The sequence below is a fragment of the Nonomuraea ferruginea genome (assembly GCF_039540635.1).
GTDB classification, from domain to species: domain Bacteria; phylum Actinomycetota; class Actinomycetes; order Streptosporangiales; family Streptosporangiaceae; genus Nonomuraea; species Nonomuraea ferruginea.
The window spans coordinates 109,442-122,019 of sequence record NZ_BAABFD010000007.1 but is presented as its reverse complement, the minus strand read 5'-3'; the positions used below and the strand labels follow the sequence as shown (position 1 = coordinate 122,019).

At 72.6% G+C, this 12,578-nt stretch carries 10 protein-coding genes; 7 read left to right on the top strand and 3 right to left on the bottom strand.

The genetic code is table 11. The annotated features are described in order from the left end of the window. Positions 1-6: 6 nt before the first annotated feature. Together ABD999_RS15365 and ABD999_RS15360 are read right to left on the bottom strand one after the other, a co-directional pair. Positions 7-1,626, bottom strand: coding sequence for a RecQ family ATP-dependent DNA helicase (locus ABD999_RS15365; RefSeq protein ID WP_271277908.1), 1,620 nt, complete (start codon positions 1,624-1,626; stop codon positions 7-9). Positions 1,627-1,674: 48 nt separating this feature from the next. Further along, positions 1,675-2,373, bottom strand: coding sequence for a polysaccharide deacetylase family protein (locus ABD999_RS15360; RefSeq protein WP_271277909.1), 699 nt, complete (start codon positions 2,371-2,373; stop codon positions 1,675-1,677). Positions 2,374-2,481: 108 nt separating this feature from the next. Between ABD999_RS15360 and ABD999_RS15355 the strand changes: the two genes are divergently transcribed. Further along, positions 2,482-4,395: a heparinase II/III family protein gene (locus ABD999_RS15355; protein ID WP_345482758.1), complete on the top strand. Its 1,914-nt coding sequence runs from the start codon at positions 2,482-2,484 to the stop codon at positions 4,393-4,395. Next, the gene (locus ABD999_RS15350) at positions 4,392-5,516 is read left to right on the top strand and encodes a substrate-binding domain-containing protein (protein WP_271276950.1); all 1,125 of its coding nucleotides are present in this window, start codon (positions 4,392-4,394) and stop codon (positions 5,514-5,516) included. The genes ABD999_RS15355 and ABD999_RS15350 overlap by 4 nt, the downstream gene beginning before the upstream one ends. A gap of 11 nt (positions 5,517-5,527) precedes the next feature. Here ABD999_RS15350 and ABD999_RS15345 read toward each other — a convergent pair whose 3' ends face one another. After that, positions 5,528-7,402 (bottom strand): DUF2264 domain-containing protein, encoded by a 1,875-nt coding sequence (locus tag ABD999_RS15345; protein WP_271276949.1) that lies wholly within the window; start codon positions 7,400-7,402, stop codon positions 5,528-5,530. A 361-nt stretch (positions 7,403-7,763) separates the two neighbouring features. On the opposite strand from ABD999_RS15345, the gene ABD999_RS15340 reads away from it, so the two are divergent. The 5 genes from ABD999_RS15340 (at position 7,764) to ABD999_RS15320 (ending at position 12,566) form a co-directional block, all read left to right on the top strand. Continuing rightward, a complete protein-coding gene (locus tag ABD999_RS15340; protein WP_246640779.1) occupies positions 7,764-8,654 on the top strand; it encodes a hydroxyacid dehydrogenase in 891 nt (296 codons plus the stop codon). A gap of 29 nt (positions 8,655-8,683) precedes the next feature. Further along, positions 8,684-9,988, top strand: coding sequence for an ABC transporter substrate-binding protein (locus ABD999_RS15335; protein WP_271276948.1), 1,305 nt, complete (start codon positions 8,684-8,686; stop codon positions 9,986-9,988). Positions 9,989-10,078: 90 nt separating this feature from the next. Further along, complete coding sequence (locus ABD999_RS15330) at positions 10,079-11,002, top strand: carbohydrate ABC transporter permease (RefSeq protein WP_271276947.1); 924 nt, start codon at positions 10,079-10,081, stop codon at positions 11,000-11,002. After that, complete coding sequence (locus ABD999_RS15325) at positions 11,002-11,892, top strand: carbohydrate ABC transporter permease (RefSeq protein ID WP_148033301.1); 891 nt, start codon at positions 11,002-11,004, stop codon at positions 11,890-11,892. Before ABD999_RS15330 ends, ABD999_RS15325 begins: the two co-directional genes overlap by 1 nt. Continuing rightward, positions 11,889-12,566 (top strand): hypothetical protein, encoded by a 678-nt coding sequence (locus tag ABD999_RS15320; protein WP_271276946.1) that lies wholly within the window; start codon positions 11,889-11,891, stop codon positions 12,564-12,566. Before ABD999_RS15325 ends, ABD999_RS15320 begins: the two co-directional genes overlap by 4 nt. Positions 12,567-12,578: the final 12 nt, after the last annotated feature.

Genomic DNA, 12,578 nt, shown 5'->3' with positions numbered 1-12,578 from the left:
GCCCGGTCACCCGGCCTCGCGCAGCAGGCCCTCCTCTGTGACGGCCGACAGCAGCAGCTCGCGGTAGCCGCCCTCGTGGAACAGCACGGTCAGCCGGTCCTCCTCACGGCGGATGACCTCGCCCGGCCCCCACTCGACGTGCTCGACGCGGGCGTGCATCGGGAACCGGACGTCGCCGGCCGGCTCCGGGTGGGACGCGGTGCCGGCCAGGCAGGTGTCGCAGGCGCCGCACGGGCCGGGCAGCCGCTCGCCGAAGTAGCCGAGCAGGAAGCCGCGGCGGCAGTCGCGGGTCTCGGCGTAGCGGCGCATCATCTCCAGCCGGGTGCGCTCCACCTCCCGGTGCCGCTCGGCGACCTCGCGGGCGGCCCGTGCCGCCTCCTCCGGGGCGGGCGCGTCCTCGGCGGCGGCGACGGAGCGGGTGCCGAGCCGGACCGCGCCCGCCTTCTCCAGCAGGTTCAGCAGCGACGTGACGCGGCGGGCGGTGATGCCGAGCCGTTCGCGCAGGTGCTTGCGGTCGGTCCGCCCGCCCTCCTCGCCGAGGGCGCGGGCGACCGCGGCCAGCGCGTCCTCGTCCGGCAGCCCGCCGGTGAAGAACCGCTGCATCCCCAGATCCTCCGCCCGGTAGAACAGCACCGCCGCGGCGGGCTCGCCGTCCCTGCCAGCCCTGCCGATCTCCTGGTAGTACGAGTCGAGCGAGCCGGGCACCTGGGCGTGCACCACGAACCGGACGTCCGGCTTGTCGATGCCCATGCCGAACGCGTTGGTGGCCACCACCACGTCGAGCTCCCCGGCCATGAACGCCTCCTGGACGGCGTCGCGGTCGGCCCGCCGCATCCCGGCGTGGTAGGCGGCCGCCCGCACGCCCCGCTCGCCCAGCCGTCCGGCCAGCTCGGCGGCCCGCTTGCGGGTGGCGGTGTAGACGAGTCCTGGCTTGGCCAGCGCCTCGACGGCCTCGGCCACGTCCTCGCCGTCGCCGGTGGTCCCCCGTACCTCCAGGCTGATGTTGGGGCGGTCGAAGCCGCACACCACCTCCAGCGGGTCGCGCATGCGGAGCCGTTCGACGATCTCGGCCCGCACCGGGGGCGCGGCCGTCGCGGTCAGCGCGGCCACGACCGGCCGGCCGAGAGCGTCGGCGACGGCGCCCAGCCGCAGGTAGTCGGGCCGGAAGTCGTGGCCCCAGGCCGAGACGCAGTGGGCCTCGTCCACCACCAGCAGGGACGGCTTCGCCGCGGCCAGCTCGCGCACCACGTCGGGCCTGGCGAGCTGCTCGGGCGCGCAGAACAGGAACTCGGTCTCGCCCGCGCGCAGCGACTCGAACGACGACTCACGCTCGCCCTTCGAGGTGCCGGCGTCCAGCCTGACCGCCTGCTCGTCACGCTCGCGCAGCGCCTCCACCTGGTCGCGCTGGAGCGCGATCAGCGGCGACACCACCAGCGTCGGCCCGTCCAGCAGCAGCGCGGGGACCTGGTAGACGGCCGACTTGCCGCCTCCCGTCGGCATGACCACGAGCGTGTCGCGGCCCTCCGCCAGCGCCGCCATCGCCTCGGGCTGGCCGGGCCGCAGCTCGTCCAGCCCGAGAGCCTCCCTGGCCACCCGTTCCACCCGCCGCTCGGCGCTCGTCCCCATCCGGCCTCCCGTCCGCGAAGGCTCCCCTCTTCCCCTCGGTTCCGGCTTTCACTCCTGGCGGAGCAGTTCGGCCACGGTCACGAACCGGTACCCGTCGGCCCGCAGCCCCGAGACGACGCCGCCGATGGCCTCCCGGGTCCGGGCGCCGCTCTCGTACCAGGGATGGAGCAGCACGATCGAGCCCGGCCGCACCTGCTCGCGGACCTCGGCCACGATCCGCTCCGCGGTGGGGGTGCGGCCCGAGTCGGGCTCGACGTCCCACATCACCGTGACCCGCTCCCGTTCGGCCAGGTAGAGAGGGAGCGCGAGCAGCTTCTTGCCGGTGGGCGGCCGGAACGGGATGTCGCCGCGCTGCCCGGCGGCGCGGATGAGCGCGTCGGTCGGCTCCACCTCTTCGGCCACGGTCGAGCCGGACACGAACACCATCCTGCGGTGCGTGAACGTGTGGTTGCCGAGCTGGTGGCCGGCCCGCACCAGCGCGGCCGCGTGCCCGGGGCGGGCGCGCAGCTCCGACCCGACGACGAAGAACGTGGCACGCACCCGCTCCTTCGCGAGCACGTCGATGATCTCCCGCGTGTGCTCGTCGGGACCGTCGTCGAAGGTGAGCGCGACGACCTTCTCCGCCGTCTCCACCCGGTCGACCAGCTTCCCCGCGAGCTGGAACGTGCGTGCGTTGACCAGCTCGTAGCAGCCCCACGCGGCTACGAGGACGAGCGCCGCCACGGCGACCCACAGTTTTCTTTTCATGATCCAGAGGAGTGTAAGGGTTCGATCACTTGCTCCATGGAGGTTCGCGGGTGAATCATCTTCGATCAGGTTCGATCGGTACTATGAGGTGGCTCCCGAGGAGGGACTATGACGAACACGGCGACCGGCCCGCCCCTCCGGGCCGCGGAGACCGCCCGTCCCGGCCCACTGCTCAACCTCTGGGGAGCGGCCGCCTCTCCGGGCGCGCTGGCCCGCGTCCTGCTGGATCCCGGCCGCGCGCTGCCCGCCCCCGACCTGGCGGGCGAGCCGGCGCGGCGGGCGCTGGAGCCGGTGCGCGAGCGGGCGGAGGCCGAGCGCGGCTCGCCGTGGCCGCAGCCGCTCGCCTCGCAGTACGCGCGCTACTTCCAGGACGGCGACCGCACGGTCTACGAGCGCAACGTGTTCGACCGCCAGGACCGGCTGACCCGGGCCGTGCTCATGGCGGCGGCCACCGGCGACGACGGGTGGCTGGCCGAGGCCGCCGACGGGATCGTGCTGCTGTGCGAGCAGAGCTCGTGGTGCTGGCCGGCGCACGAGGAGTCCTGCCGGCCGCGCGGCGCCGTGCTGCCGGACCCGGCCGTCCCCTGCCTCGACCTCGGCGCCGGCGACGTGGCCGCCCAGCTCGCCTGGGCCGACCAGGCGATCGGCGAGCGGCTGGACGAGCGCTTCCCCGGCGTGCGCGAGCGGGTGCGCGCCGAGGTGCGGGCGCGGGTGCTGGAGCCGTTCACCCGGCGGCGCGACTGGCACTGGCTCGGGCTCGACGGTCACGTGCACAACTGGTGCCCGTGGATCTGCGGCAACGTGCTGGTCGCCGCGCTGCGCCTGGCCGAGCCGGGCGAGGAGCGGGCGCTGCAGGTCGCGCTGGCCGTCGAGGGCGTCGACCGCTATCTGGCGGCGCTGCCTCCCGACGGGTCGGTGGACGAGGGCTACGAATACTGGTGGAACGGCGCCTGCCGCGCGCTGGAGGCGCTCGACGTGCTGGCGCACGCCACCTCGGGGGTGCTGGACGCGGCCGGGGCGCCGGTGGTCCGCGCGACCGTGCGCTTCCCGTACCTGATGCATCTGGGCGGCGGGTGGTACGTGAACGTCGCCGACGCCCGCGCGCGGCCGCCCGCCGGCCAGCCCTGGGACGTGCTCCACCGGTGGGCGCGGCGGGTCGGCGATCCCGACGGCGTCCGCCACGCGGCCGCCCAGCGCGCCGCCGCCGTCTCCCCCGCCGCCGAGCTGGGGCGGGTCATGACCGCGCTGGGCGACCCGGCGTGGCTGGCGGCCGAGGCCGCCGGGCCGCCGCTGGTCGCCTCCGCGTGGCTGCCGGGCACTCAGGTGGGCGTCGCGCGCGCGGCCGGCGGCACCGACCGGGGGCTCGCGCTCGTGGTCAAGGGCGGGCACAACGCGGAGAACCACAACCACAACGACGTCGGTTCCGTGATCGTGGCCGTCGACGGGGTGCCGGCCGTGGTCGACGCGGGGCGGCCCACGTACACGGCGCGGACGTTCGGGCCCGACCGCTACGCGATCTGGACGATGCGCGGTGACTGGCACAACGTGCCCGAGGTCCGCGGCACGCCGCAGCGTGCGGGCGCGTCCTACCGAGCCAGGGACGTCGAGGTGGCCGACGAGCCCGGCCTCTTCCGGGTACGGCTGGACCTCGCGGCCGCCTACCCGGTCGGCGGGCTGGAGCGGTGGTGGCGGACGGCGCTGCTCGACCGCTCGTCCGGCGAGGTGACGATCGAGGACGCCTGGCGCTTCACCGGCGACGGGGAGCCGAGCGCGCTGCGGTTCCTGCTGGCCGGCGAGGTGCGGCAGGACGGGCCCGGGGAGGTGGAGGTGCGGCCGCCCGGCGGCGGGCGGGCCGCGGTCCTCACGTGGGACCCGGAGCGGGCGGCCGGTTCGCTGACCGTGCGCGAGCTGGACGACCCGATGCTCACCGCGGTGTGGGGCGACCGGCTGACCCGGCTGGAGCTGGCCCTGCCCGGCACCGCCGAAGGGTCGGTCCTGGTGCGGGTGGGGGTGCGGGGATGACCGGGACCGGTTCGCCGGCGCCGCTGCCGGACGAGCGCCGCGCCCAGGTGGTCGAGCTGCTGCGGCAGCGCGGCGTGGTGCGCGTCACCGACCTGGCCGAGGAGCTGGACGTCTCCGCCATCACCATCCGCCGCGACATCGCGCTGCTCGCCTCCCAGGGGGTGATCCGGCGGGTGCGCGGCGGGGCCGTGCTGCACGGCGGCGCGCTCGTCGGCGAGCCGGAAGGGGCCGCGCCGCCGCAGCCCGTCCCCGAGGAGAACGGCGGCGAGGCGCGGCGGCTCACGATCGGGATGGTCGTGCCGTCGCTCGACTACTACTGGCCCGACGTGATCCGCGGCGTCCGGCAGGCCGCGGCGGCGGCCGGGGCCAGGATCGTCCTGCGCGGCGCCTCCTACCAGGCGGCCGACGAGCGGCGGCAGCTGTCGTGGCTGGTGGAGTTCGTGGGCGTGGACGGGCTGCTCGTCGCGCCCACGACCACCGGCGACGACGGCGAGGAGCTGGTGCGGTGGCTGCGCCAGGCGCCCGTCCCGGTCGTGCTCGTCGAACGCGCCGCCACCATCGGTCCCTACCAGGAGGCCATGGAGTCCGTCGTCAGCGACCACGCGCTCGGGGCCGCGATGGCCGTGCGCCACCTGGCCGCGCTGGGGCACCGCCGGATCGGCGTCATCACCACCGAGCAGAGCCCGACCGCGCCGCACGTGCGGCGCGGGTGGCGGCAGGCGAGCGAGGAGCTCGGCCTGGAGGGCGCCCCCGACCTGACCGTGGTCGACCGGCGTGATCCCGGCTGGACGGCGGCCCTGGACCAAATCCTCGACGCCTGCCTCGCCACGGGCACCACGGCGCTGCTCGTCCATCCGGATCCGGAGGCGATCGGCCTGGTCGAGCGCTGCCAGGAACGCGGCCTGCGGGTGCCAGGAGACCTGGGGGTGGTCACGTACGACGACGAGGTGGCCGAGCTGTGCGACCCGCCGCTGTCGGCGGTGCGTCCGCCGAAGGCGGCCATCGGGCGTGCGGCGTTCGCGCTGCTGGCGGCCCGCCTGGCCGACCGGGACCCGCACCGACCGGCTCACCGCGTGGTCGTCGAGCCCCGGCTGATCGTGCGCTCCTCCTCCTCCGCCTGACCGCCGTCCCGTCAGCGGAGGAGGGCGGGAAGGTCGAGGGTGTCGGTGACGCCGTCCGGCCAGGAGATGCGGGCTGTGGTGGCGGTCCAGGCGATCTCGGGGGCCGGGGAGGCGGCCGTGCCGAGATGGACGCCGGCGACGTACCAGCGGCCGGGCTCGGCGGCGGCGGTGGTGCCGCACCAGGGGATGAAGGTCTCCGGGGACAGCGGGGTGGCGTCCTCGGCGCGGGTGACGTCCGCCAGGTCGAGGCCGGGGCCGGGGACGATCAGGGAGTCGGAGGCCGACGAGACCGGCCAGCCGCCGATCCGCAAAGGAGACGTGCATGGGGCGGCCACCTGGACGAGCCGGACCTCCCAGGGGCCGCGCAGCGCGGACACGACCGTGAGCGTCGGGCCGGGGGTGGCGGCGCCGGCGCGGCCCGAGCCGTGGTCCGGGGCGTCCAGGCCGGGCTCGACCCAGTGGGCCCGCCAGCGGGAGGCGCCGAGCGCGGTGCCGGTGGGGAGGCGGTCGGCGAGGAGGGCGTCGAAGCCGGTGCGGTGGCTGGGCCGGCCCGACGGGTCGAGGAGGGTGACCGACTGGTCGAGCGGGTCGGCGGCGTGCGGGCCGGCCAGGACGGGCGAGGTGGCGGTGGAGTAGCCCAGGCGGGCGTAGAGCGGGGAGTCGGACAGCTGGTCGCCGGGCAGCGCGTGGTCGGTGCCGTGGTTGACGACGCGGACGACGCCGTCGGCGCGGGTGCCGGAGACCAGCCAGCCGGGTGACCGGATCGCGAGCTGGAAGTCGCCCTCCTCCACCGGCAGCGGCTCCTCGACGGCGGTCCACACGGGGTGGTCGGCGGGCAGCGCCAGGCCGTACAGGCCCTTGGCGGCCCAGTAGGGCGAGCCGGTGCCGGAGTAGGACTGGGCGATCGGCCGCCACGGGCCGTGCCAGCCGAGCGTCAGCAGGCCGTCGTCATCGGGGGCGCCGCGCTCGGCGAAGTGGCGGACGATGCCGGAGGCGGCGCGGCGCAGCAGGCCGGGCGACCCGACCCCGGCCCTGGCGCCCGCCCAGAACGGGGCGGCGGCGGCGAACCGGTAGGTGAGGCTGCGGCCCTGGATGAGCGGCGACCCGTCGGCGCCGACGAGGTGGACGGCGTCGCGCAGGAAGCGCTCCAGCCTGGACAGGTAGGCGGAGCGGCGGGTGTCGGCGGCCGGGTCGCCGGCGGCCATCTCGGTCCACAGCAGCGGGTAGAAGTGCAGCGCCCAGCCGACGTAGTGGTCGTAGGCGCGTTTGTCGCCGTCGGCGTACCAGCCCTGCTCGCGGGCGAACCCGTCGGTGAGCGCGAGCCCGGCCTCGATGTCGGCGGGAGAGCACGGCCCGCCGACGGAGGCGAGGAACTGCTCGACCACGATCTGGAACCACACCCAGTTGATCGGCGGATACCAGGACCCGATCGCCGGGGCCAGATAGGCGACCACCCGCTCCCGGACGCCGTCGTCGAGCCGGTCCCACAGCCACGGCCTGGTCAGGTGGAGCACCAGCGCGATGGAGGCGGCCTCGACCTTGGCCTGGTCGTGCTCGTCCAGCCGCACCCACCGCTCGGGGGAGGCCGGGTCGGTGCCGGCGGCCAGGCCGCGCGCGTACCACTCCAGGTGGCCGTGCGGGTCGCGGCCGCCCTCGCCGGCCACCCGGAACCCGGCGGCCAGGAACGTGCGCGCGAACCCTTCCAGCCCGTCCACGTCGGGGCCGTAGCCGCCCGGCTCGCCGGGGAAGGAGATCCGCGCGTGGGACGGGGACGCGTGGCGCCGCGCCGACAGCAGGAGGTGGTCGGCCAGCGCCGCCCAGTGGTCGCGGGTCCAGCCGGTGTGGGGCGAGAGTTTCCGGTCGTCCAGCTCCCGCAGCCAGCGCATCGGGCCTCCCAGTCAGCGATGAGTTCAGGCGATGCTGGCACCACCGAGCGAACACGTCAAGCAAACACTGATCAAAAGCGCTCACTTCGATCAGCCTTCACGCCGAAATGCGCCGCCAAGCCTGACCTTGACGATCGATAACGATCGTATAGCGCCCTAAAGAGATCTTGACGTGATTGAAATGATCGGACATGATCAGCGACACTGGTAAGCGCTTGCTGCCGAAAGGACCCGGGTGAGAGACCGTCGTCGACCACAGGCCCTGCTGGTCATGGATCCTGCGCACTTCGGGGTGCAGTTTCAGGAGCCGCAGTTACGACGGTTGCACGAACTCGTCGAACTCACCGATCCTATCTCGACCATGAACTTCGACGACCCGCTCGTACGGCGCAGGCTGCGCGAGGTCGAGGTGCTCGTCACCTCGTGGGGCTGCCCGCCGCTGACGAAGGAGCTGCTGGCCGGTGCGCCGGAGCTCCGGGCGATCTTCCATTGCGCGGGCACGGTACGCTCCTTCGTCACCGACGAGGTATGGCGGCGCGGGATACTCGTGACCAACGCCGCCGACGAGAACGCGATACCGGTCGCCGAGTTCACCCTCGCCGCGATCATCTTCGCGGGCAAGAAGGCCCCGTTCCTGGCCCACGACGCGCGCAAACATCGCGACGACTGGTCCTACGCGGCCGGGCGCGGCGAGCTGTCCAACCGCGGGCGCACGATCGGCGTCGTCGGCTTCTCGCGGGTGGGCCGCAGGGTCACCGAAAGGCTTCGCGGCCTGGAGGTCGACATCCTGGTGGCCGACCCGTACGCCGACCCGGCCGAGGTGCGCGCGGCCGGCGGCAGGCTGGTCGAGCTGCCCGACCTGCTGCGGCGCTGCGACGTGCTCACCCTGCACGTGCCCGCGCTGCCCGAAACGCGTCACCTGATCGGGGCGGCGGAGCTCGCCCTGCTGAGGGACGGCGCGACCGTCATCAACACGGCGCGTGGGTCCGTGCTCGACACCGCCGCTCTGGAGAGCGAGTGCGTGACGGGGCGGCTCGACGCGATCCTCGACGTCACCGACCCGGAGCCGCTGCCCGCCGACTCGCCGTTGTACGACCTGCACAACGTCATGATCACCCCCCACGTCGCCGGATCTCTGGGATCAGAGACCCGGCGGATGAGTGAGAGCGCCCTCGACGAGCTCGAACGCTACCTGTCCGGCCTGCCGCCACGGGCGCCGGTCACAGCCGACGAGATCAGCGTGAGCGCCTGAGCCCGGCTTCATGGAAGGAGACCGGATCAATGATCCCTTCGAACCCCCCCAAGGCCAGAGTGCGCCGCCATCTTGTGAAGACCGCGGGAGTGGCCACCGCGCTCGCCCTCGCGGTCGCCGCGTGCGGTGGCGGCGGCTCCGGTGAGACCGCCGAAGGCGGCGGGAGCACCACCCTCACGATCACCGTGTGGAACCTCGCCAAGACGCCGGAGTTCACCGCCCTGTTCGACGCCTTCGAGAAGGCGAACCCCGGGGTCACGGTGAAGCCGGCCGACATTCTCGCGGACGACTATCCCGAGAAGGTCACCACGATGCTGGCCGGTGGCGACAAGACCGATGTGATCACCATGAAGAACGTGACGGACTACTCGCGCTACTCCGCCCGCGGGCAGCTCCTCGACATCACGGACATGGTCAAGTCGACCGACACCTCCAAGCTCGCCGGCCTGGACGCCTTCAACGTCAACGACAGCTACTTCGCGCTGCCGTACCGCCAGGACTTCTGGCTGCTCTACTACAACAAGGCCATGTTCGACAAGGCGAACATCAAGCTCGACGGCCCCATCACCTGGGACGACTACGCCAAGTACGCCCAGCAGCTCAGCCAGGGCGACGGCAACCAGAAGGTCTACGGCACCTACCACCACACCTGGCGGTCGGTGATCCAGGCGATCTCGGCGGCCCAGACCGGCGGCGACCAGCTCAGCGGCGACTACAACTTCTTCGCCGACCAGTACAACATGGCGCTGTCGCTGCAGAAGGGCGGCAACGCGCTGGACTTCGGCACCGCGACGGCCCAGCAGGCCGACTACCGGACCATGTTCGAGACCGCCGCGACGGCCATGATGCCCATGGGCACCTGGTACATCTCCGGCATCCTCGAGGCCAAGGAGAAGGGCGAGAGCCAGGTCGACTGGGCGCTGGCCCCGATGCCGCAGCGGCCGGGCGCCACCGACGTCACCACGTTCGGGTCGCCGACGGCGTTCGCGGTGAACAAGCGGAGCGAGAACGCCGACCTGGCCAGGAAGTTCGTCCAGTTCGCCGCGAGCAAGGCCGGCGCGGAGGCGATCACCAAGGTGGGCGTGGTTCCCGCACTGCAGGACCCGGCGATCACCGAGGCGTACTTCGGCCTCAAGGGCATGCCGGCCGACGACCTGTCGAAGAAGGCGTTCGAGCCGGACAAGGTCGTGCTGGAGATGCCGGTGAGCGACAAGACCTCCGACGTCGACACCATCCTCAACGAGGAGCACCAGCTGATCATGGTCGGCGACAAGTCGGTGGCCGAGGGGATCAAGTCGATGAACGACCGCGTCAAGAGCGAAGTCCTCAACTAAGGGACGCCGTGGCGGGCGCAGGGGGGCGCCCGCCGCTCCCGCATCAGGTTCGCGAAGGAGTCTTCGCGAAAGGAGCCATAGAGGGACACCATGGCGCACGTAATGACGCACCCGGCGCCGGGCGGATCGCAGGCGCCCCGCCGTCGGCGGGCCTGGCGCGACACCCTGATCGGGTGGAGCTTCATCCTGCCGAACTTCCTGGGTTTCGCCCTGTTCACGCTCGTCCCGGTGCTCGCCGCGTTCGCGCTGGCGTTCATGGAATGGGACTCCGCCAACGACCCAGAATGGGTGGGGCTGGAGAACTTCGCGCGGCTGTGGAACGACGAGAACTTCCACGTGGCGCTCCGCAACACCATCTACTACTCGGCCGGCCACATCCCGCTGACCCTCGCCGCCGCCCTCGGGCTGGCCATGGCGCTGAACCGCAGGCTGCGCGGCGTCGAGTTCTTCCGCACCGCGGCGTTCTTCCCGTACGTCACCTCGCTGGTCGCGGTGGCCGTGGTCTGGAACATGCTGTTCAACCCCACGGCGGGGCCGGTCAACCTGTTCCTGGAGGCGATCGGCGTCCAGGACCCGCCGCGCTGGGTCGCGAGCACCGACTGGGCGATGCCCGCGGTCATCGCCACCAGCGTGTGGCGTGACATGGGCTACTACATGGTGCTCTATCTGGCCGGTCTGCAGACGATCCCCAAGGAGTACTACGAGGCCGCCATGGTCGACGGGGCCAACGCCTGGCAGCGGTTCTGGCGCATCACGCTCCCGTCGCTGCGGCCGACCACGTTCTTCGTGCTGGTCATGCTGACCATCCAGAGCTTCAAGGTGCTCGACCTGATCGTGGTCATGACCGACGGCGGGCCGGGCCGCAGCACGCTGGTGCTGGCCCAGCTCATCTTCCGTGAGGGCATCAGGGAGGGCGAGTTCGGCTACTCGTCGGCGATCGCGCTGGTGCTGTTCCTCCTGGTGTTCACCGTGACCGTCGTCCAGTTCCGCATCAACGAACGGAGGAGCTCCTGATGACCACGCTGCGCGAGGCTCCCCCGGCCGCCGGCCCCGGCGCGAGCCAGGCCGGCCCGCCGCCGCGCGGGCCCAGGATCTTCCGCAGGACGCTGGCGTACGTGTCGCTCGTCGCGGTGACGCTGCTGGTGCTGCTGCCGCTCGGGTGGATGGTCACCTCGTCGCTGAAGCGGAACAACGAGGTCTTCACCATCCCCATCGAGTGGATCCCGCGGGAGTTCCGCTGGTCGAACTACGTGGAGATCTGGGAGCAGATCCCGATGGCGACCTACCTGGGCAACTCGCTCTACCTGTCGGTCGTCATCACGTTTCTTCAGGTGCTGACCGGCAGCTTCGCCGCCTACGGCTTCTCCAAGGTGAGCTTCCCCGGCCGGGACGGGCTCTTCCTGGCCTACATCGCCACGATCGCGGTGCCGTGGCAGGCCTACATGGTGCCGCAGTACATCATGATGCAGCGGGCCGACCTGATCAACACGCACCTGTCGATCATCCTGCTGCAGGCGTTCGGCGCGTTCGGCGTCTTCCTGATGCGGCAGTACTACATGTCGATCCCGGACGAGCTGTGCCAGGCCGCGCGGATCGACGGGCTCAGCGAGTACGGCATCTACCGGCGGATCATCCTGCCGCTCTCCAAGCCGGCGCTGGCGAGCCTGGCCCTGCTCACGTTCGTCAGCACCTGGAACGACTACATGGGGCCGTTCATCTACCTGACGAGCAACGAGCTGTGGACCGTGCAGCTCGGCCTGCGCTCCTTCGTCGGGCAGTACCAGGCCGACTACGCCATGATCATGACGGGCGCGGTGCTGTCGGTGCTGCCGGTCATGGTCATCTTCCTGTTCGGGCAGCGCTACTTCATCCAAGGCATCGCGACGAGCGGGTTGAAAGGATGAGCGCGGCGCGCGGCCTGCTGCGTCCGGCTCGGCAGGAGACGTACGAGAAGGTCTTCGGCACCGTCTACGTCGGGCTGATGACGAACGTGCTGCTGGCGCTGTCGTGCGCGCCGCTGCTGGCCGCGCTGGCGCTGGTGCGCGACCCGCTGCTGTCGTGGCCGTTCTTCGCGGTGCTGTCCGCGGTGTGCGCGCCGGCGCTGGCGGGCGCGTTCCGGTGCTTCGCCCTGCTGGACGACGGCTCGACGGCGGTGCTGCGCGCCTTCTGGTCCGGCTACCGGCGGGCCGCGACGCGCGCGCTGGCCGCGTGGCTGGCGGGGGCGGTCGCGGTGAGCGTGCTCGCGGTCGACGCGGTGGTGGTCGCCGGCGCCTCGTGGGGTGCGGCCCTGGTGCCGTTCTTCGCCACCGGGGCCGCGCTGGTCGTGGCCGTGACGGTGGCGGTGCTGGTGGTGGTGGCGGAGTCGCCGCGCCGGGTGCGCGAGCTGGTGCGGCCGTGCCTGTACCTGGTGGCCCGCCGCTGGTACCTGACGGCGCCGACGCTCGCGGTGCTCGCGCTCGCGGTCGCGGTGGTGCTGCTCAAGCCGGTGCTCGGCCTGCTGCTGGCGCTCGCGCCGCTGCTGTACGTGGTCTGGGCCACGATGAGGTACGTGGTGCGGCCGCTCTTGACGGAGAGCTGATCCGCAAGGTCC